Annotated in this window: 16 protein-coding genes; 9 read left to right on the top strand and 7 right to left on the bottom strand. The window is 66.7% G+C overall.

Going from position 1 to position 21,080, the window contains the following annotated elements; translation table 11 throughout:
• On the bottom strand, window positions 1–1,476 hold a 1,476-nt coding region (locus AC32QD_RS05990), incomplete at its 3' end, for a CocE/NonD family hydrolase (protein ID WP_492009573.1).
• Between the two features lie 111 nt (window positions 1,477–1,587).
• Window positions 1,588–2,889, bottom strand: coding sequence for an amidohydrolase family protein (locus AC32QD_RS05985; RefSeq protein ID WP_492009572.1), 1,302 nt, complete (start codon window positions 2,887–2,889; stop codon window positions 1,588–1,590).
• A 165-nt stretch (window positions 2,890–3,054) separates the two neighbouring features.
• On the opposite strand from AC32QD_RS05985, the gene AC32QD_RS05980 reads away from it, so the two are divergent.
• The 5 genes from AC32QD_RS05980 to AC32QD_RS05960 all read left to right on the top strand — a co-directional run bounded on the left by AC32QD_RS05980 (window position 3,055) and on the right by AC32QD_RS05960 (window position 9,842).
• Window positions 3,055–4,392 carry an NAD(P)-dependent oxidoreductase gene (locus AC32QD_RS05980; protein WP_492009571.1) on the top strand — a complete coding sequence of 446 codons (1,338 nt, stop codon included), beginning with the start codon at window positions 3,055–3,057 and terminating at the stop codon, window positions 4,390–4,392.
• A 3-nt stretch (window positions 4,393–4,395) separates the two neighbouring features.
• A complete protein-coding gene (gene preA, locus AC32QD_RS05975) occupies window positions 4,396–5,706 on the top strand; it encodes an NAD-dependent dihydropyrimidine dehydrogenase subunit PreA (RefSeq protein ID WP_492009570.1) in 1,311 nt (436 codons plus the stop codon).
• Between the two features lie 276 nt (window positions 5,707–5,982).
• Window positions 5,983–6,957 carry a cation diffusion facilitator family transporter gene (locus AC32QD_RS05970; protein WP_492009569.1) on the top strand — a complete coding sequence of 325 codons (975 nt, stop codon included), beginning with the start codon at window positions 5,983–5,985 and terminating at the stop codon, window positions 6,955–6,957.
• A gap of 82 nt (window positions 6,958–7,039) precedes the next feature.
• On the top strand, window positions 7,040–7,459 hold the full coding sequence (locus AC32QD_RS05965; RefSeq protein WP_492009568.1) for an NUDIX hydrolase: 420 nt from the start codon (window positions 7,040–7,042) through the stop codon (window positions 7,457–7,459).
• A 295-nt stretch (window positions 7,460–7,754) separates the two neighbouring features.
• Window positions 7,755–9,842, top strand: a complete 2,088-nt coding sequence (locus tag AC32QD_RS05960) for an ATP-dependent helicase (protein ID WP_492009567.1) — start codon at window positions 7,755–7,757, stop codon at window positions 9,840–9,842.
• A gap of 104 nt (window positions 9,843–9,946) precedes the next feature.
• Here the strand turns inward: AC32QD_RS05960 and AC32QD_RS05955 are convergent, their stop codons facing one another.
• From AC32QD_RS05955 to AC32QD_RS05945, 3 genes are all read right to left on the bottom strand, one after another.
• On the bottom strand, window positions 9,947–10,921 hold the full coding sequence (locus AC32QD_RS05955; RefSeq protein ID WP_492009566.1) for a class I SAM-dependent methyltransferase: 975 nt from the start codon (window positions 10,919–10,921) through the stop codon (window positions 9,947–9,949).
• A 207-nt stretch (window positions 10,922–11,128) separates the two neighbouring features.
• Complete coding sequence (locus AC32QD_RS05950) at window positions 11,129–12,436, bottom strand: sensor histidine kinase (RefSeq protein ID WP_492009565.1); 1,308 nt, start codon at window positions 12,434–12,436, stop codon at window positions 11,129–11,131.
• A 19-nt stretch (window positions 12,437–12,455) separates the two neighbouring features.
• Entirely contained in the window at window positions 12,456–13,136 is a 681-nt protein-coding gene (locus AC32QD_RS05945; protein WP_492009564.1) for a winged helix-turn-helix domain-containing protein, read from the bottom strand.
• Window positions 13,137–13,724: 588 nt separating this feature from the next.
• On the opposite strand from AC32QD_RS05945, the gene AC32QD_RS05940 reads away from it, so the two are divergent.
• From AC32QD_RS05940 to AC32QD_RS05925, 4 genes are all read left to right on the top strand, one after another.
• The gene (locus AC32QD_RS05940) at window positions 13,725–14,417 is read left to right on the top strand and encodes a phosphatidylserine decarboxylase (RefSeq protein ID WP_492009563.1); all 693 of its coding nucleotides are present in this window, start codon (window positions 13,725–13,727) and stop codon (window positions 14,415–14,417) included.
• 3 nt (window positions 14,418–14,420) lie between these two features.
• Window positions 14,421–15,164 carry a CDP-diacylglycerol--serine O-phosphatidyltransferase gene (gene pssA / locus AC32QD_RS05935; protein ID WP_492009562.1) on the top strand — a complete coding sequence of 248 codons (744 nt, stop codon included), beginning with the start codon at window positions 14,421–14,423 and terminating at the stop codon, window positions 15,162–15,164.
• 19 nt (window positions 15,165–15,183) lie between these two features.
• Window positions 15,184–15,801 carry a class I SAM-dependent methyltransferase gene (locus tag AC32QD_RS05930; protein WP_492009561.1) on the top strand — a complete coding sequence of 206 codons (618 nt, stop codon included), beginning with the start codon at window positions 15,184–15,186 and terminating at the stop codon, window positions 15,799–15,801.
• Between the two features lie 213 nt (window positions 15,802–16,014).
• Window positions 16,015–17,028, top strand: a complete 1,014-nt coding sequence (locus AC32QD_RS05925) for a hypothetical protein (protein ID WP_492009560.1) — start codon at window positions 16,015–16,017, stop codon at window positions 17,026–17,028.
• Between the two features lie 410 nt (window positions 17,029–17,438).
• Here the strand turns inward: AC32QD_RS05925 and AC32QD_RS05920 are convergent, their stop codons facing one another.
• Window positions 17,439–18,749 carry a chloride channel protein gene (locus AC32QD_RS05920; protein ID WP_492009559.1) on the bottom strand — a complete coding sequence of 437 codons (1,311 nt, stop codon included), beginning with the start codon at window positions 18,747–18,749 and terminating at the stop codon, window positions 17,439–17,441.
• 386 nt (window positions 18,750–19,135) lie between these two features.
• The gene (locus AC32QD_RS05915; protein ID WP_492009558.1) at window positions 19,136–20,758 is read right to left on the bottom strand and encodes an MFS transporter; all 1,623 of its coding nucleotides are present in this window, start codon (window positions 20,756–20,758) and stop codon (window positions 19,136–19,138) included.
• Between the last annotated feature and the right edge of the window lie 322 nt (window positions 20,759–21,080).

Raw genomic sequence — 21,080 nt, 5'->3', positions numbered from 1 at the left:
CCGCTGGGCCACGTGCTTGAGGGGCACGCGGACGCGGTATTCGCGACCCGGCTTCAAGGGCTCGGGATGCTCGTGGCTTTCACGATGGGTGAGGTTGAGGACGCCCCAGGTTACGCGCGTGATGGCCCCGTCCGGCGCAACGTCGCTAAGCCGCACGGCAGCCAGCGCAACGGGGCGATCCGAGGTGAAGGCCAGCTCCAGCACCGGCCCGCCGGCAATTTCAAGCGGCTCGTCGAGCGGGTCGGTGTCGAAGCACAGGCTGCCGCCGTCCTCGAGCCGCTGGTCGAGGGCAAGATCGCCCGGCTTGCCGTAAGGGCACCAGCTCCCGGCCGCCAGGCCAACGGTCTGAGGCGAGCAGATTTCCATCGGCGCATCGAGCAGCTGTTCATCTGCCGATGCGAGCCGCCCGTCGGCGCCAAGCGCGAACGGCGTGACCGTGACGTTGGGCGACGGCCACGAGGGCTCTGCGACCCAGCGCCCGGGTCGCTGATCATACATCGAGCGCGGCGGCGCCGGGTGCTGCATCCACAGGCGCAGCATCGGCTCGTCCATGATGCCCGTCTCGTGACCCTTGAGCCACTGGTCCCACCAGCGCAGTTCTTCCTGCAGAAAACCGATTGCAGGGCCCGGAATGCCCATGAAGGGATACTTGTGCGCCCACGGGCCCACCAGACCCTTGCACGGCACCTGGAGCCCTTCCATCAGCCGGAAAACGCTGCGGAAATAGCCGTCGGCCCACCCCGACACGGCGTAGATGGGACACTTGATGCGCGAGAAGTCCTCGGCCACCGAACCGTGCTTCCAGAATGCATCGCGCGTCTGGTGCTCCATCCAGTTCTTGACCCACAGACCGCTGCCCTTGAGCCGCTGGTGCCACAGCTGGCGCCAGCCATCGGGGTTGTGGCGCGGGTCCGGCGGCAAGGTGTTGCGCCCAAACATGATCGAGGCCCAAGAAAGATTCTCGATCAGCAGCGCCCCGCCCTCGTAATGCACGTCGTCCGCATAGCGGTCGTCGGTCGAGGCTATGGTAATCACCGCCTTGAGCGCAGGTGGCTGCAGGGCCGCTATCTGAAGTCCGTTGAAGCCACCCCAGGAGATGCCGATCATGCCGACATGGCCGTCGCACCAGGGCTGATCGGCGATCCACTGGATGGCGTGGTAGCCGTCCTCGAGCTCCTGTTCGAGATACTCGTCGACCATCTGCCCTTCCGAGTCCCCTGCCCCGCGCAGGTCGAGCCGAACCACCGCATAACCGTGGCCCGCAGTGTAGGGATGCATGGTGACGTCGCGCGCGGCCGTCAGGTCGTTCTTGCGGTAGGGGATGTATTCAAGAACTGCGGGCACGGGGTTCTGCTCGGCGTCCTCCGGCATCCAGATCCGAGCAGCCAGTCGGCAGCCATCGGGCATCGGCACCAGCACGTGCTCGATCTCGCGGACCGAATGCGGGAACGAGCGGACGATGCGGGGCTCTGACATGGGGCATCTCATCTCTAATGGCATGGGGAAGTGCGGCACCCATTGGCACCGCACCGGCCCCGGTGTTAGCCGCCGCGGGCCCGCTCTGCAAGCCGAGTGGAGCGAGACGGTTCAGCCGGCCTTCGCCTCGTGCGGCGCATAGTCGGCCGGGTCGATCGTTCCGGGTCGGCCAGCCAGGTCGAGCGACGTGACGCGCGGCGGCGTCTCTGCGATCAGCCTGCCCCCGCGGATGACCGCCAGCCGCGTCGCCTTCATCCGGATCGCCTCGATCGGATCGGTTGCCTGCAGCAGCACCATGTCGGCCCGGCAGCCTGGGGCTAGCCCGTAGCCGTCAAGATGCATCACCTGCGCGCCGGCCGACGTCACCCGCTCGAAGCTCCAGCGCATCTCGTCGCGACTGGTCATCTGCGCCACATGCAGACCCATCGCGGCAACCTCGAGCATGTCGGCATTGCCGAGCGAGTACCACGGATCCATCACGCAGTCGTGGCCATAGGCAACGACGATGCCCTGCGCACGCATCTCGGGCACGCGGGTCAGGCCGCGGCGCTTCGGATAAGTATCGTGGCGGCCCTGGATGACGATGTTGATCAGGGGGTTGGGCACCGCCGAGACCTGCGCCTCGGCCATCAGCGGCAGAAGCTTCGAGACGTAGTAATTGTCCATCGAGTGCATCGATGTCAGGTGCGAGCCGGTGACCCGGCCCTGAAGGCCCAGCCGCTGAGTCTCGAGGACCAGTGTCTCGATGTGGCGCGAGAGGGGGTCGTCGGTCTCGTCGCAGTGCATGTCGACAGGGAGCCCGCGCTCGGCGGCGATCTCGCACAGCGCCGTGACGCTGCGGCGCCCCTCCTCCATGGTGCGCTCGAAATGCGGGATTCCGCCCACCACGTCGACGCCCTTGTCGAGAGCGCGGCGCAGGTTCTCGGCGGCGCTGGGAGAGCGGTAATAGCCGTCCTGCGGGAAGGCGACGAGCTGCAGATCGAGATAGGGCGCGACCTTTTCCTTGACCTCGAGCAGCGCGTCGACTGCCAGAAGGCGATCGTCGCAGATGTCGACGTGGGAGCGGATCGCGAGCAGCCCCTGGGCGACCGCCAGGTCGCAATAGCACAGCGCGCGCTCGACCACCGCCTCGTGAGTGAGCAGCGGCTTCAGCTCTCCCCACAGCGCAATGCCTTCGAGCAGGGTTCCCGAGCGATTGAGCCGCGGCTCGCCCAGGGAAAGAGTCGCGTCCATGTGGAAATGCGGGTCGACGAAGGGCGGCGAAACCAGACGGCCGCACGCGTCGATCTCGCGGCCGGCCTCGGCATCGAGGCGAGGCTCCATGGCGGCGATGCGGCCGTCCCGACAGGCGATGTCGATGCCGGACCGCCCGTCCGGCAGCGCCGCATTTCTGATGATCAGGTCGAAGGTCATATCACCCTCCGGCTCCCCGCGCTGGCCACATTTGAGGGCCGCGATCATCCATCTTACCGGTCCCTATGGCCAGTGCCGATATCCTGCGCAGCGCGAAAATTTTTCCAGTTGATAAAATTTCACCTCACCGGCATTCTTGCACCGAACCCGGCGCAGGGAGGTGGCATGGCGCAGGCGGATCTCGGCTCCGGCATCAAGGCGGGCCGGCTCGACGAAGCGACGCTCAGGGCGAACTTTGCCGATCTGCACCCGCCCCTGAGCGCACACGAGGCGCGCGTGGCCGCCGAACGCTGTTACTTCTGCCACGACGCGCCCTGCGTCGCCGCCTGCCCGACCACGATCGACATTCCCCTGTTCATACGGCAGATCGCCGCCGGCGTGCCGAAGGCGGCCGCTCGGACGATCTTCGATCAGAACATCCTCGGCGGCATGTGCGCCCGGGTCTGCCCGACTGAGACGCTCTGCGAAGAGGCCTGCGTGCGCGAGTCAGCGGAGGGCGAGCCGGTGCAGATCGGACGGCTGCAGCGGTATGCCACCGATACGGTGATGGCCACCGGGCAGGCGCCTTACACGCGTGCCGCAGCGTCCGGGCATAGCATCGCCGTGGTGGGTGCCGGTCCGGCGGGCCTCGCCTGCGCACACCGGCTGGCCATGCGGGGCCATGAGGTGACGCTCTACGACGCACGGCAAAAGCCTGGCGGGCTCAACGAATACGGCATCGCGGCCTACAAGACGGTCGACGGCTTCGCGCAGGCCGAAGTGGACTGGCTGCTTTCGATCGGCGGCATCTCGCTGGAACGTGGCAAGCACCTCGGGGTCGAGTTGTCACTGGACGAGCTGCACGGCAGGTTCGACGCGGTATTCCTCGGCATCGGGCTCGCCGGCGTGAACGCGCTGCGGGTTGAAGGAGAAGCGCTCGAGGGCGCACGGCCCGCGGTCGACTTCATCGCCGAGTTGCGCCAGACGGACGACCTCGCCGGGCTCCCCATCGGGCGCAACGTCGTAGTGATCGGGGGCGGCATGACGGCGATCGACGCCGCGGTGCAGTCCAAGCTGCTGGGCGCGGAGACCGTAACCCTCGTCTACCGGCGGGGACCCGAAGCGATGCCGGCAAGTCGCTGGGAGCAGGACCTCGCCGCCGCCAAGGGCGTCGCGTTCCGCCACTGGGCACGGCCGGTCCGGCTGAGCGGCAACGGCGCCGTGCGGGAGATCGAGTTCGAGTATACGCGCCAGGGCGCGCGCGGGCTCGAGGGCACCGGCGAGACCTTCCGCCTGGCCGCCGACCAGGTATTCAAGGCGATCGGCCAACAGCTCGACGGGGCGCCCGACGGGCTCGAGCTCGACGGCGCGAAGATCCGTGTCGACGCCGAGGGCCGCACATCGCTCCCGCGCGTGTGGGCCGGGGGCGACTGCGTCGCCGCCGGCGACGACCTGACCGTGACGGCGGTCGCGCAGGGGCGCGACGCCGCCGAGTCGATCCACCGCATCCTGACGGAGGGCTGAGCCATGGCCGACCTGCGCAACGAGTTCATCGGCATCCGCTCGCCGAACCCGTTCTGGCTCGCGTCGGCGCCGCCCACCGACAAGGAGTACAACGTGCGGCGCGCCTTCGCCGCCGGCTGGGGCGGCGTGGTGTGGAAGACACTGGGTCTCGACCCGCATATCGTGAACGTCAACGGGCCGCGCTACGGCGTGGTCTGGGGGCCCGACCGCCGCCTTTTGGGCATGAACAACATCGAGCTGATCACCGACCGGCCGCTCCAGGTGAACCTCGGCGAGATCAAGGCGGTGAAGCGCGACTTTCCCGACCGGGCCGTGGTGGTCTCGCTGATGGTGCCCTGCGAGGAGGTTTGCTGGGCCCGGATCCTCGGCCAGGTCGAGGACACCGGCGCAGACGGGGTGGAGCTGAACTTCGGCTGCCCGCACGGCATGTCCGAGCGCGGCATGGGTTCGGCCGTGGGCCAGGTGCCCGAATATATCGAGATGGTCACCCGCTGGTGCAAGCAAAACAGCCGGATGCCGGTGATCGTGAAACTGACGCCGAACGTGACCGACATTCGCCAGCCAGCGCGGGCGGCGAAGAAGGGGGGCGCGGACGCGGTCTCGCTGATCAACACGGTGAACTCGATCACCGCGGTGAACCTCGACAGCTTCAGCCCGGAGCCCGAGATCGACGGCAAGGGCAGCCACGGCGGCTATTGCGGCCCGGCGGTCAAGCCGATGGCGCTGCACATGGTGGCCGAGATCGCGCGCGACCCCGAGACGGCGGACCTGCCGGTCTCGGCCATCGGCGGCATCACCTCGTGGCGCGATGCGGCCGAGTTCATGGCGCTGGGGGCGGGCAACGTGCAGGTCTGCACGGCGGCGATGACCTATGGCTTCCGGGTGGTCAAGGAGATGGCGTCGGGGCTGGCGCAGTGGATGGACGAGAAGGGCCACCCGGACCTCGCCGCCTTCCAGGGCCGGGCGGTGCCGAACGTGACCGACTGGCAGTACCTGAACCTAAACTACGTGACCAAGGCGCGGATCGACCAGCAGCTGTGCATCAAGTGCGGGCGCTGCTATGCGGCCTGCGAGGACACTTCGCACCAGGCGATCTCGATGACGGGCGCCAACGGCGAGCGGCGCTTCGAGGTGATCGACGCCGAGTGCGTGGCCTGCAACCTGTGCGTCAATGTCTGCCCGGTCGAGGACTGCATCACCATGGAGCGGCTGGCGCCGGGCAGCGTGGACCCGCGCACCGGCGAGGCGGTGCGGGCGGCGCACGAGGACTGGCGGACGCATCCGAACAACCCCTCCCGGGCCGCCGCGGAATAACGGCGCGGCCGTCCCCGGGGGGCGATTTGGCGCCAGGACCGCGGTGTCCACACGTGGACACGTGATTAAGTCATTGATTTCAATGCAAATCTGATTCGGACGAGTCTTATGGTTAATGCGACGGTCGCGACGTTGCACTTCCAACGAACGATTGTCCGCGGTTCGGGTGGTGTGGGATCGGGGTGGTGCGCCCTGGGCCAGGGTCTGCTAACCGGCGGGCGGAGCCGGCCCGGGGGCGCAGCGCGAGCCGGGCGGCAGCAGCGGGAGCCGAGGCGGATGGCGGCACGAGGCGGATCGAGCCGGGTTATCTATGCGGCGCTGGCCGGCAATCTGCTGATTGCCCTGACCAAGTTCGCGGCCGGGTTCTATACCGGATCCTCGGCCATGCTGTCGGAGGCGGTGCACTCGCTGGTCGACACCGGCAACCAGGGGCTGCTGCTGTTCGGGCTGGTGCGCTCGCGCAAGCCGGCCGATGCGGAGCACCCGTTCGGCCACGGCATGGAGCTCTATTTCTGGGCCTTCATCGTCGCGATCCTGATCTTCGGCCTCGGCGCGGGGGTGTCCTTCTACGAGGGCATCACCAAGCTCGCCGAGCCGCACATGGTCTCGAACTTCGTGGTCAACTACCTCGTGCTCGCGACCGCGGCGCTGTTCGAGGGTTTCTCGTGGTCGGTGGCCTTCCGCGAGTTCAGCCGCGCGCGTGGCAACAAGGGCCTGTTGCGCGAGGTGCGCCGCTCGAAGGACCCCACGGTCTTCACCGTGCTGTTCGAGGACAGCGCCGCGCTGCTTGGCCTTCTGGTCGCCTTCGTCGCGCTGCTCGCGGTGCAGTTCCTGCACCTCGAATGGGCGGACGGCGCGGGGTCGATCGCCATCGGCGCCATCCTCACCGTGACCGCGCTGGGGCTGGCCTATGAGACCAAGAGCCTGCTGACCGGGGAGACGGCCGGCGCAGCGACGGTCGAGGGCATCCGGCAGATGGCCCTGTCCGAGCCGACGGTGCACGGCGTCAACGAGCTGCGCACGGTGCATTTCGGGCCGAGCGACGTGCTGGCCAATATCAGCCTCGACTTCGAGGACCATGCCGGCCTCGAGGACATCGAGGCGACCGTGACCCGGCTCGAGCGCCGCATCAAGGAGCGTTTCCCCATCATCACCCGGGTCTTCATCGAGGCGCAGGCGCGCGAGCATCACCTGCAGGGCCAAGGGGACGGCGACAGCCCGGAGTCCGAAAGCGCGGCGCCGCGGCGTTGAATCCGCCTGCCCGCCATGGTTTCCTCGCCCCATGGCGAAAACGAGCGCAGGCCTGCTGCCCTATCGGTGGCGGGATGGGGTGGTGGATGTCCTGCTGGTGCACCCCGGCGGGCCCTTCTGGGCCAGCAAGGACGAGCACGCCTGGTCGATTCCCAAGGGCGAGGCGGAGCCCGGCGAGGAGCTGCTGGACGCCGCGCGGCGCGAGTTCGCCGAGGAGACCGGCCTTGCCTGCGAGGGGCCGGTGCTGGCGCTGGTGCCGCGCAAACAGGCCGGCGGCAAGGTGGTGCACGCCTGGGCCGTGAAGGCCGAGCTCGACGCGGCCGCCGTGCGGTCCAACAGGTTCTCGATGGAATGGCCGCCGCGCTCGGGCCGGATGCAGGATTTCCCGGAGGTGGATCGCGCCGCGTGGTTCGACCTGGCCACGGCGCGGCGCAAGATTCACAAGGGACAGATCGGTCTTCTCGACGAGTTGGAGGCGCGTCTGGGCCGGCCGGGCGGGTGAGCGAAGGTCACCGCGGCCGGCGTGGCGGGAGCCTCAGACGAAGACCAGACCCGAGCCGAATGCGGCCAGCGCGATCATCATCGGATAGAGCAGATAAGTCATTTTCGCCTTCCCTCAGCTTCGTCGCTGCGCCTTGGACGGCAGCAGCACTGATTCGTTCCTTGAAGGGCAGACTGCCACGCCGCGCCCCCGGCGACTGTGACGATTGCTACACGCTGCACGGGAATGCCGGCTGCCGGCTTCGCCGGTCATCGTCGGGCTTGCGAACAAAGCGCGAATATCGCTTACTCTGCACATGAGCCGACGCGATGCCGCCATAGCCGCCGATTCCTTTATCGATGCCCTAAACCGGCAGCAGCGCGCAGCCGTGCTGCATGGTGATGGGGCCGTTGCCGGACCGCTGTTGATCGTCGCCGGAGCCGGCACCGGCAAGACCAACACGCTGGTGCACCGGCTGGCCTATCTGGTGCGCAAGGGGGCCGATCCCCGGCGCATCCTGCTGATGACCTTCTCGCGACGCGCGGCGGCCGATATGACGCGCCGGGCCGGGCGCGTCGCCGCCCAGCTGCTGGGGCCGAGGGCCGCGATCCTCGCCGAGGGGCTGAGCTGGGCGGGCACCTTCCACGCCATCGGTGCGCGGCTGCTGCGCGAACATGCCGGCCTGATCGGCCTGGACCCGGCCTTCAGCATCCACGACCGGGAAGACTCCGCCGACCTGGTGAACCTGGTGCGCCACCGCCTGGGCCTCTCGCGGACCGAGAGCCGGTTTCCCACGAAGGCGACCTGCCTGGCGATCTATTCGCGGGTGGTGAACGCGCAGGCCGGGCTGGACGAGGTGCTGCGGGCCGACTTTTCCTGGTGCGCCGGCTGGGAGGCGGAGCTGAAGGCGCTGTTCGGCGCCTATGTGGCGGCGAAGCAGGAGGCGGGCGTACTCGATTACGACGACCTCCTGCTCTACTGGCGGCACATGATGGACGAGCCCGGTCTCGCCGGCGAGATCGGCGCGCGCTTCGACCATGTGCTGGTCGACGAGTACCAGGACACCAACCGCCTGCAATCGCAGATCCTGGCCGGGCTGAAGCCCGACGGCCAGGGCGTCACCGTGGTGGGCGACGACGCTCAGTCGATCTACGGGTTTCGCGCCGCGGACGTGCGCAACATCCTCGATTTCCCCGGCCGGTTCTCGCCGCCCGCGCGGCTGGTGGCGCTGGAGCAGAACTACCGCTCGACCCCCGAGATCCTCGACGCCGCCAACGCCGTGATCGCCGAGGCGCGCGAGAGCTATGCCAAGACGCTGTGGAGCGCGCGGGCCGGGGGCGCCCGGCCGGCGCTGGTCACCGTGCCCGACGAGAGCGGGCAGGTCGACTATGTCTGCCGGGAGATCCTGGCGGCGCGCGAGGCGGGCACGGCGCTGAAGCAGCAGGCCGTGCTGTTTCGCACCGCCCATCATTCGGGGCCGCTGGAGGTCGAGCTGACGCGGCGCAACATCCCCTTCGTCAAGTTCGGCGGGCTGAGGTTCCTCGACGCGGCGCATGTGAAGGACGTGCTCGCGGTGCTTCGTTTCGCGCAGAACCCGCGCGACCGGATCGCCGGGTTCCGGGCGCTTCAGCTGATGGCCGGCGTCGGCCCGGCGACCGCGGATGCGGCGTTGAGCGCGATCGGGGCGGCGGCGGAGCCTGCGGCCGCGCTCAGCGCCGCCCGGGTGCCGGCGCGGGCGGCCGCGGCCTGGACCGAGTTCGCCGCGCTATATCAGCGGCTCAGGGCCGGCGCGCTGGGCTGGCCCGACGAGATCGAGGCCGTGCGCCGCTGGTACGAGCCCTGCCTCGAGCGCCTGCACGAGGACGCCGCCGTCCGGCGCGCCGGGCTCATCCAGCTCGAGCAGATCGCCGCGGGCTATGACGGGCGCGCGCAGTTCCTCACCGAGATCACGCTCGATCCGACGAGCGCCACCGGCAACGAGGCCGGCGTGCCCCTGCGCGACGAGGACTATCTGATCCTCTCCACCATCCACTCGGCCAAGGGCCAGGAATGGCGACACGTCTACCTCTTGAACTGCGTCGACGGCTCCATCCCCTCCGATCTTGCCACCGGCACCGGGGCCGAGATCGAGGAGGAGCGCCGGCTGCTCTACGTGGCGATGACGCGGGCGCGGGACAGCCTGCACCTGATGCTGCCCCTGCGCTTTTACACCCACGGCCAGCATCGGCGCGGCGACCGTCATGTCTATGCCGGGCGCACGCGGTTCCTGCCCGACCACATCCTGGACCGGTTCGAGCGGCTTGCCTGGCCGAGGACGCCGGCTGCGGCGCCCGCGGACGCGTCCAACGCGGCGCCGCGGCCCGCCATGGACATCGGCCTGCACATTCGCAACACGTGGAACTGACCCGCGCAGCGCTGCGCAAGGCGGACGCCGGGACGCATCGCAGCGGTCCCGAACCCCCGGTACAGGGCTGTGCCCGGGGCTGGCGCAGATGCTGGCGCTGCGGCTCAGGCGGCGCCCGGCCGGCCCGCCCCGGCTGCCGCCGCCGGCACCGCAAGGCCGCTTGCCGCACCGGGCGCAGCAGTGGGCCTCGCGCTGCGCGGGTCGAACGCCGGCCACGTGGCCAGCAGGTAAGCCCGGCCCGCGACATGGGCGCCCTTCTGTTTTATCACGCCTTGGCGAATCAGGAACCGCGCGCCAGGACGACGGCGGGCGATCTCGGCCTCGATATCGTCTGCGCGGTAGCACCAGCTGGTATTGCCGATCCGGCCCGCGCCGGCGCCGGCGCCGGCAGTGAAATTGACGACCAGGCGGGTGTGATCGGAGGTCAGGCTCACAAGGCGGTCGAAATAGGTGGCCCATTCCGCTCGCGGAACGTGTTGCAGGACACCTATCGACACGACCAGGCTCGGGCGCGCCGCTGCCGCCCTGGCCAGCGCGGCATCGTCGATGACATGCAGGTTCGGGCGCAAGCGCGCCATTTCCGCCTCGCCGAGCAGCGCGGCGCCGTCCCTGTAGAACCGGTCGGTAAGGTCGAGGCCCCAGTAGTTGCCCGGTTCGACCTGGCGCATGAAATGCTGCCCGACCCGCAGGCTGCCGCAGCCGAAATCGACGACCACGTCGTACGGGCTGAGGCCCGCCAGGGCGATGATGTTGTCGAACTTGCCGCGCCCGGTCGCGGCGAAGCTGTCCCTGTCGTGCCGGTCGCCCGGCGCAATCGCGCCGCGGCGCCGAAAGGCCAGCGAGCCAAGCGAATTATGCGCCAGACCGCGATCGAGGCCGTATCCCACGACGGCCGTGTAGAAGTCCCCGAAGGTTGCCTCCGGGTGGAGATACCGCCAGGCGCGGAAGGCCAGGTCGACCGTCACCGTGCGCGCCGCGCCGAGCCGGCCGAAGAGGCTCGCAAGCACGTCGCGACTGCGGGTTCGTCCGTCTCGGTCGCTGCCGCCGGGCGCGTATGAGGGGTCGGCTTCGGTAGACATGGGTCTGCATCCTCGCAAACATTTGCCCGTCGGGTGCTCGCCGCCCACCTGGCCAGTGCGCGTTGGCCAGTGCGCGGATGCCGTCGGTGCATCGATGCAAGGACGCATAGCGCCGGCGACTTTTCAGGCCTTTCGCCAGCACCTTACGGAAATGTGAGGAAACGGGGCGAGGCGACCCGGGTCGGCCCGGCGCTCGTGCGCGGCGCATCAGAAGCGAACGGTCACACGCAGGCCCGGCTCGTTGTCCGCGAGCGTCAGCGTCGCGCCATGCAGGTCCGCAATGGCTTTCACCAGGGCGAGACCCAGCCCGGAGCCGGCGGTGGTCCGGCTTTGCTCCAAGCGATAGAACCGGTCCGTGACCCTGTCCCTGTGGGAAGCTGGAATGCCCGGACCGTTGTCGGTCACGACGAGGGTGGCATGTCCGTCACGCTCGGCCAGGCCGAGCCTGATCTCGGTCCCGCCCGGCGTATGCCTCAGGGCATTCTCGACGAGATTGGCGAGCATTTGGGTCACGAGATCGCCGTCACCCGTGACCACGACACCGGGCGAGATGTCCGCGAGGAGGCGCTGTCCGAGGTCCTCGGCGACGGTCTCGTAGAGATCCATGACGGCCTCGGCCAGGCCGGAGAGATCCACCTCGGTAAACCGCGCCCTGCGCTCGCCGGCCTCGATCTCGGCGATGCGCAGCACCGCGTTGAACGTGTCGAGGATCTGGTCCAGGTCCGTGATCGCATGCGCCACCAGGGCATCGGTGCCATCGGGGCCCTGTGGGTCCATGCGGGCTCTCTCGAAGCGTTGCTTCAGGCGCCCGATCGGCGTGCGCAGATCGTGGGCGATATCGCTCGTGACCTGCTGCAGGTTGCGCATGAGCTGCTCGATCCGCTCCAGCATGCCGTTGACGGTCCTGGCAAGCGTGTCGATCTCGTCGCCCGTGCCGAAGGTCGGGACTCGCCGCGTCAGGTTGCCCGCCATGATCTCGCGTGCGGTCTCGTTGACCGCCTGCACGCGACGAAGCGCGGCCCGGCTCATGGCAAGGCCGATGAGAAGCGCAATCGGCAAGGTCAAGGCCAGCGCCCAGATAAAGGCGTCGACCAGAATGTTTTGCACCTCGTCGATGGTGTGCGTGCTGCGCCCGACGATGAGCAGCGCGTCGCCGAGCCGGACGCCCCGGGCCAGCACCGTGCGAGCGGGATGGTTCGGCGTGGGGCTGGGAATCGTCTTCAGCCCCACGAAGGGGGCTGCGCGCAAGGCGGTTCCGGCAATCGTCCGGCCGGAGGCGTCGAGCAGCTGATACACGGCCTCACGGGATCGAACGCCGCTCGTGCGCTCGGCCACATCGCCGGCCAGGCGCGACAGACCCCCCGCGGCGTAGGATTTGGTCAGAGTCTCGACATCCTGGCCGATCCCGTCGCGAAGCTGGTCGGACATCTCGCGGGTCGCATCCCAATAGATGACGCCCAGAAGGATCGCGATCGACATGGCAAACAGGCCCGCATAGCGTGCGGCAAGCCGCAAATGGGCACTCCCGAGATAGCTACTGAGAGGCATTCAGAACGTATCCGGCGCCGCGCACCGTGTGGATCAGCGGCGCCTCGAAGGGGCGATCTATCTTAGCTCTCAGACGGCTGACATGGGTGTCGATCACGCTGGTCCGCGGATCGAAGTGAAAGCCCCAGACCTCCTCGAGCAACATGGCGCGAGTCACGACCCTGCCCGCGTGACGCATCAGGTATTCGAGGAGGCGGAACTCGCGCGGCAGCAGGTCGATGCTCGATTGCGCCCGCCGCACCGTGCGGCGCAAGAGATCCATTTCCAGGTCCGCGACCCTGAGCACGGTTTCCTCGCGCTGCGGCGGAGGCCGGCGCATCAGGGCATTCACCCGGGCGAGCAGCTCCGAGAAGGCGAAAGGCTTGACCAGGTAGTCGTCGGCGCCTGCCTCGAGGCCCTCGACGCGGTCGCTGACGCCGTCCATGGTCGTGAGAAAAAGCACCGGCGTGCGATCGCCGCCCGCCCGGATCTCCTTCACGAGGGACAAGCCGTCCAGCTTCGGAAGCCGGCGATCGACGATGGCGAGGTCGTATTGCTCGTCACCCGTGAGCAAGAACAGCCCGTCCGCGCCATCCCGGGCGAGGTCGACGGTATAGCCCGACTCCGCCAGTCCCTGCCGGACAAAGGACGCCGTTTCGGCGTCGTCCTCCACAAGCACCACTTTCATCACGCGACTCCGGCGGCTGACCGAGTCTCGATCGGTCCCGGTTGTATTTAGCATGCGCCAGTCCGATGCCAGTCGGAATTGGAGCGGCAATCGACCTGGCGGGATCGGCTGCTCCGGCATCGAACATCGCGTGCGCAGTCGCCGTCTGGCACCAAGCGCGGCCGTTGGGCAGAAATCGCCGCGCATTCCGCGATTGAGAGCCCGCCGGTGAGAGCACCCCGGCAGCGGCACCAAGCGGCACAGGCGCGAGAGGAACGAAGCAAGGGCGGACGATCTCGACTGATCGGCACGCGGGCAATCCTTTCCGCCTTTGCAGCCACCTGTCCGCCCCTTGCACCAAAAACGCCAGCCGAGCCGCCCGCAATGTTGACATCCTTGCGGGGGAAGCCTACCCGAAGGCCGGGCATGCCATCGGGAGGGATGCCGCGCCGGCCCCTGGAGCGGCATCCGGCGTGTCTTTTCGTATCGAGCACGCGAGGCGCCGCACATCAATCCGATTGCCCCTCCAGGGCCGCGCCCATTTCCCGCCCGCCCTCGCACCCGCCACACACCGACCCGGGACCCGACCTCCGAAAGACCCCGATCCTCGTGAACATGATCTCCACGATCATCAAGCCGGTCCATCGCGAGGGCTATCGCTTCATCGCGGTGTTCGCGGTGGCAACGGCGGGCCTGTTCGTGCTGTCGGAGGTCCTGGGCTGGATCGGGGTCGGCCTTACGCTGTGGTGCTATTACTTCTTTCGCGACCCGCCGCGGGTCAGCCCCGTGCGCGAGGGCCTGATCGTCAGCCCCGCCGATGGCGTGGTCTCGGGGGTGGGGCCGGCGGCACCGCCGGCCGAACTGCAGATGCGAACGGGGGCGATGACGCGCGTCAGCATCTTCATGAATGTCTTCGACTGCCACGTGAACCGCACGCCCATCGGCGGCGTGGTGGCAAAGGTCGCCTATCGGCCCGGCAAGTTCCTCAATGCCTCGATGGACAAGGCGAGCGTGGACAACGAACGTAACGGCCTGACGCTGGAGCTGGCCGACGGACGCCAGCTGGGCGTGGTGCAAATCGCCGGACTGGTGGCGCGGCGGATCGTTTGCGACGTGTCGGAGGGCACAGTGCTGCGCACCGGCGAGCGGTTCGGGATGATCCGCTTCGGCTCGCGCCTCGATGTCTATCTGCCCGAGGGCGTGGCGCCCCTGGTGGCCCCTGGACAGAGGGCGATGGCGGGCGAAACGGTACTGGCCGATCTGGCCTCGACAGAGCCCGCGCGATCGGGCGAGGTGCGCTGAGCCATGGCCCGCTTCGACCGCAACGGCGAGACCCTGCCCTTCCTGCACCTGGTGCCGAACCTGGTGACCATCCTGGGGCTGTGCGCCGGACTGACCTCGATCCAGTTCGTGTTCTCCGAACATTACCAGCGCGCCGCCGCCCTGATCGTCTTCGCCGCCATCATCGACGGAATCGACGGACTGCTTGCCCGCAAGTTCAAGGCAACAAGCAATTTCGGCGCCGAGCTCGATTCGCTGTCCGACTTCCTGTGCTTCGGGGTGGCGCCGGGCCTGCTCGTCTATCGCTTCGCGCTGCCCGATGCGCGCGGGTTGGGATGGGTCTTCGTGCTCGTGTTCGTGATATGCTGCTGTCTCAGGCTTGCGCGGTTCAATGTGAACCGCGAGGTCAGACCGCTCGGCTCGCGCCCGCATTTCGTCGGCGTTCCGGCGCCGGCGGGGGCGCTGCTGGCAATGTTCCCGCTGTTCCTGTCGTTTGAGGGGCTGTTCGACGCCTCCGCGCTGCCGCTCGCCATCGCGCTCTATCTCGGTCTGGTCGGCGCCCTGATGGTGAGCAGGCTTCCCACCATTTCACTCAAGGCATTGCGCATTCCCAAGAGGAAGGCCGGCTGGGTTCTGATCGGCACCGCATTCGCCATCGGGGTGGCGCTGACGAAACCCTGGCTGCTGCTGATCCTCGCCGATGCCGTCTACGCGGCCGGCCTCGTGTACGGCCTCGTCGCCGGCAGGCTCCGGCGGCGGGCATCGTAGTTTTCTTTGAGGAGCTGCAATGGACCCCAAGGCGATTTCATCGTCGTACCGGCGCTGGGCACCGGTCTACGACAACAGCTTCGGCCTCGTCACCCGTCGCGGGCGCAGGAAGGCCATCGACTACGTCAACAGCCGCGCCGGCCGGGTGCTGGAGGTCGGCGTCGGCACCGGACTGTCGCTGCCCGACTACGCGAGCCACCTCGAGGTCACGGGGATCGACTTCTCCCGCGACATGCTGGCCAGGGCACGCCGCAGAGTCGAGGCGGGCCAGCTCTCGCATGTGATCGAGCTGCGCCAGATGGATGCGCGCGAGCTGGACTATCCCGACAACCATTTCGACACTGTGGTGGCGATGTATCTGGTCTCGGTGGTGCCCGAGCCTGAACGGGTCGTCGCCGAGATGGCGCGCGTGTGCAAGCCCGGCGGCGAAGTCATCATCGTCAATCACTTTGCCCGCGACCACGGACTTCTGTCCGTGCTGGAGCGGGGTCTGGCGCCGTTCGACAGGTTGCTGGGCTGGCATTCGGACTTTCGCATCGAGCGCGTGCTCGGAAGGGGCGGGCTTCGGGTCAAGGCTCGCCGCTCGCTCGCACCGCTTGGAATGTTCACCTTCCTTGAACTTGTAAAGCAAGGCTAGCCGCTGCCTGCGCTCCCAAGGCCGTGCGACCACGCGCTGCCAGCACCCGCATCCGGCCCTTGCCCGGCAAGCGCCGGGAGCGCGGAAAGCCCGGGGCGCGCCGTGTCCGCAGCTCCGGCTTCGATGCGCGTGCCGGCCTCCGAGCCGATAGACTGGGATGTTCGATTCGAGCTAACGCAGTACACGGGCGATTCCAAACTCTGGAGGCGGATTGTGCTAGTGGTACACATTGGGCTGGGGAAAACTGCCACGAGCTCACTTCAAAAGTATGTTTTCCCCCACTTGGCTGAAATTGATCCCGACATATGCTACAATGACCAAGTCCTGATTGATATATTTTATAAGCATCATTTGTTTGGCGCGAGTCGACAGGAATTGAAAGTGGCTCACGACAGGATTGAGGCGAAAAATAATTTTATAAGCTCTGAAACCCTGGTTAACTGGGACCCTCATCGCTGGGAAGAAGCCGCTGATAAAAACTTGGAATTGTTTGGCCGATCATCGATTATTGTTATTACAGTGCGTGATCCTATATCTTACATTACGTCTGTCTATCAACAAAAAATACATGAAGGAAATATCAAACACCCAGAGGACTTTTTTATATCAAATGAGGAATATCGTAATATAAGCTCGATATCACACATGCGCAAACTTCCATACCTCGATACCAGCAAATTTGATCTTGCTGCACTTAACGACATTTATAGAAAAAGATTTGAAAAGGTTTACTTTGTTCCGACTTCTTTTATCGATGAATTCAAATTCCTGCGAGATTCTTTTAATCTATCAGATGAAAGCATGGAAATACTTCGAACTTTATTTAAAACGTCGCCTCCAGAAAATATCGCGTATTCCAATTTAGCAATGCGATTGTCATTTCTAAGGGAAAAAATATTAAACAAGTTTGGCGTTAAGTCAATAGGAACTGAAGACATTCCGCCACTACATGTCTACCGACAGGCGAAGGCCCGTCGCGAGGACGAAAAGTGTGATATTCTCTTCAGGGACCTATGCCTGAAACGAAAAATCCGCCAGGCTCCAGGTCGGCTTAGCAGGCGAATTGCGCCGATATTACGCTGGGATTTCTTGATGCGAGGCATCATAAACAATTATATGCCATACAACAAGTATACGCTTCCAGATAATTTGAAAATTGATTATGAAATGTTGAAAAATAGCGAACAATACATACAACAGATTGAAAAATCTTTGACAGATGTGTAAATTCTTTCGTGTAATATATTGATTTTCAGCCTAATCTTCATCGAAAATGCATGGGCAGTTCGCGAGTCTGCCCACACGCGAGATCGCTCGGCAGATCGAGCCAATGCAACGATCAACGAGGAGCGACACGGCCCTCCATGCACTGGGCGTCTTCTGAACCGCCGGGCGGTTCGGGGCCGGTTGCGAGCCGGTCGGCATCGGCGCGCGCACAGACCTGAGCCTACCCTCCCCGCCAGGCTTGCTGGAATCGGCTGTGATCGTGCGGCGTTGGGACCGCGTTTGGGAACCGATCCCGGGCGATGTGCCCGATCACGGCTGCCCCCAGGGCTCCGAGCCTGTCGGCGCAGACATGTCCGGCCAGCAAACCCCCTGGGTCGCAGGCCCGGCGGATGGCGCCGGCGCCGAATGCATCATCTTCGCTTGGGGGCCCTGTGCTGGCCCTCCAGAAAGCCTTCGGCGAGCGCGTGATAGACGCCCTCCGGGCACACCAGCCGCGAACTCGCATAGGCGATGATCGACGCGGTCATCACCGGAACCACCATCGAGTGGTTCTCGGTCATCTCGGTTACGATCACGAAGGCGGTGATGGGCGCCTGCACCACCCCGGCGAAATATGCGACCATGCCGAGCAGGATGAAGGGCGCGAGCGGCGCGTCGTGGAAGAAGTAGGCAACGTTGCTGCCGATGCCCGCGCCAACGGCAAGCGACGGCGCGAACAGGCCGCCCGGGATGCCGCTGACGGCGGTGAACTCGGTCGCGACCAGCTTGAGGATGCTGAAGGTCTGCGGCAGCGGCTGGCCGGTCTCGATCGCGGTCTTGACCTGCGCATAGCCGGTGCCGAACACCATGTCGCCCGACGCGATGCCGCACACGGCGACGCCCAGCCCGCACAGGGCCGCGAAGCCAATCCGGTACTTCTTGGAAAAGTGCCCGAACAGGCCGGGCAAGCCGCGGGCGGTCACCACGATTATCTGGCCAAACAGGCCGCCGGCGAGCCCGCCGACCACGCCGCAGATCGGGATGGCGGCCCAGGACAGGCCATTCGGCAGCATCTCGTTGGTGCTGCCGAAATACGAATAGTTGCCGACGAGGGCAATCGACGTCAGGCCGGCGGTGATGACCGCGCTGATGATCAGCCCGCTCGCGCGCACCTCGAAGCTGCGGCTCATCTCCTCGATGCCAAAGACGATGCCGGCGAGCGGCGTATTGAAGGCAGCGGCAACGCCCGCGGCAGCACCGGCCAGAACCAGGCCCGGCTGCCGCCGCGGCGACCATCGGCCGGCAGCGAACATGATCGAGGCGCCAACCTGCACGGTGGGTCCCTCGCGGCCCGCGGAGGCGCCGGCGCTGAGGCCCAAAAGCGTGAGCAGGATCTTGCCGATCGCAATGCGGATCGAGACCAGCCGTCGGCGCGCCGCCTGGTCGGTCAGCTGCCGCGCAGCAATCGCCTGCGGTATGCCGCTTCCCTGCGAGTTCGGGAAGTAGGAGTTCGTCAGCCACACCGCCACCGCAAAACCGATGGGCGTGACCGCGAGCGGAGCGTAGGGCCAGTGCGCGATCAACCGCGAGAAATTGAACTGGCACCAGTCAGCGGCATCGGCCAGGCCAACCGCCGAAGCGCCCACCGTCAGACCGCCGAGCAGGAATATGCCGCGCCGCTGCCAGCGTCCGGAGATCACTTTCAAGGAACGGCGATGCCGGTGAAGCCTGTTTTTTTTCATATCGACCTGGACCGGCTTGGACTGATGACTCAGGGCCTAGAACAAGGCTGATAACGGACTTGGCCGTAATTGGGAAGGCCGAGCTGCGCCCCCGTCGGCTGGCGCGAGACCGGGAGAGACGACCCGTCAGCCCCTTCGCGACCGTTTTCGCACCGTTTCCGATGGTGCGCCGACGCCGGCGGGATCGCCGGGCCCGACTCGGCCGGAACGCGAGCCGCCGGCGCTGTGGCATCCGCTTCACATGATCGCTCGACGCCTCACCGACCCGTCGCCAGGTTGGCCGAGGAACGCGGCACCGGCTGCCTGCGACTGGGAGCGTCAGCTGCCGTGGACCTCGCTCGGCCGCCCGCGGGGGTCACCATGGCGCGCTTGGCGCCTGCCGCCGTCTAGCTCGACTCCGGTTTGAGCGGCGTGTCGTCGTGAAGCGGAACGGTCTGGCGCTCGATCATTCGGTGCACCCGCGGTCCGTCCGGGCCGCGGTGCAGCGCGAGCAGGCTCTCAAACGATTCGAGATCGGCCTGCGTGCGGCGCTCGTTGTGGCGCACATACTCGACCCAGGTCGGGACATGATAGCTTTCGGTCCAGATGTCGGGGTTCTCGAGGTCACGCAGCAGGGCCCACTGCTTGGCGCCGTCGCGGATGCGGATGCGCCGCCTGCGGTACATCGCCGAGAGAAATGCCGGCACGTCCTTTTGGTCGATCACATAGTCGACCATGATCATGATCGGACCGCTGCGCTGCCTCAGGTCGAGCCGGAGCGGCGGCTCGCGGAAACGGTTGAGCGGGTCGAGGTTGAGGATGCCGAAGGCGGGCAAGGGGAGGTGCCGCCCGACCGCCGCACCGAGCACCAGCGCCACGGCCGCCACCAGCAGTGCCCGCTCGACGCCGAAGCTTTCCGCGATCGCCCCCGAGATCCAGCCGCCCGCGGCCATGCCGCCGAAGACGCAGGTCTGGTAGAGTGCCAGCGCCCGGCCAACCACCCAGCGCGGCGTGGAAAGCTGGATGGTCACGTTGAACATCGACAGGGCGACAACCCAGCACCCCCCGGCAAGCAGGAGGGCGGCGCCGCTCAGGGCGTAATGATGGCTGAGGGCCAGCACGGTGCTGCTAAGCGCAAAGCCCGCAAATGCACCGCGCGCGATAAGCTCGTTCTCGAAGCGCTCGCGCAGGCGGCTGTTCATCAGGGCCCCCCCGACCGCTCCGGCCCCGAAACAGCCCAGCATAACGCCGTATTCGAAAGCGTGGCCATCGAGCAGGTCGCGCACCACCACCGGCAGCAGCGCCAGGAGGGCGACGGCGGACAGGCCAAAGAGCAGCCCGCGCAGCATGACCCGCATCAGGTTGGGCGACATCGCGACGTAGCGCAGGCCGGCCGCGAAGGCGGCGCCGAGCGGCTCGCGCGGCAAGCTGCGCTGGGCTGCGACCGGTTGCCAGCGTACGAGCGCCCCTATGATCCCGATGTAGCTTAACGCATTGATGGAAAACGCGGCGGCCGCACCTGCGACCGCGACGATGGCACCGCCGATCGCCGGCCCGACGCTGCGCATCAGGTTGAAGCCCATGCTGTTCAGCGCGACCGCCGAGGGCAGATCCTGCTTGGGCACGATATCGCCCATGGTCGCCTGCCATGAAGGATTGTGCAGGGCGGTTCCGCAGCCGATGAGAAACGTGAAGCTCAGGAGCAGCCACGGCGTCAGCAGGTTCTCATAGGCCATCAGGGCGAGCGCGACCGACACCGACAACATGAAGCTCTGGGCGATCAGCATGACGCGGCGCCGGTCGAAATTGTCGGCGAAGACTCCCGCCAGCAGGGAAAAAATCATGATCGGCAGCGTGACCGAGGACTGCACCAGCGCAACCATGCTCTCGGATTGCGAAAGAATCGTCATCATCCAGGCCGCGCCGACCGACTGCACCAGCCCGCCGAAATTCGATGTCAGCGCCGCGATCCACAGCATCCGGAATGTCTGGTTCTTGAAGAGCGCCAGGAGGGATGTGCGTTGCGGCACCGTCGGGTCCTTCCGGAATTGTCACGCCACCGCTGGATACGACGGGTCCGTCGGCGGGACAAGCTGGACAGGCCGCAATGCGCCGAGGCAACCGCGCGTGCCCCGAAAAGCGCGTCACGGCGGCCTTCGTGATGACAAGGCTTGGAAATCCAGGTGCGGGAGAGCGCGGGCAAGATGGGGCGGGAGAACCTTCCGGTGGGGGTGGCCGCAGGCTCCATCGACGACGCCCCGCCTCGAGAGCAAGGACGTCACTCGTGCGGGCCCGTGACGCCCAATCGGCGCAGCGTGTGCGCCAGTCGACGGACGCGATGACGAAAGGGGT

The sequence above is a fragment of the Thermohalobaculum sp. genome, assembly GCF_058622915.1.
Note: the sequence above shows the minus strand (reverse complement) of the source record. Positions and strands in the feature narration are given on the sequence as shown.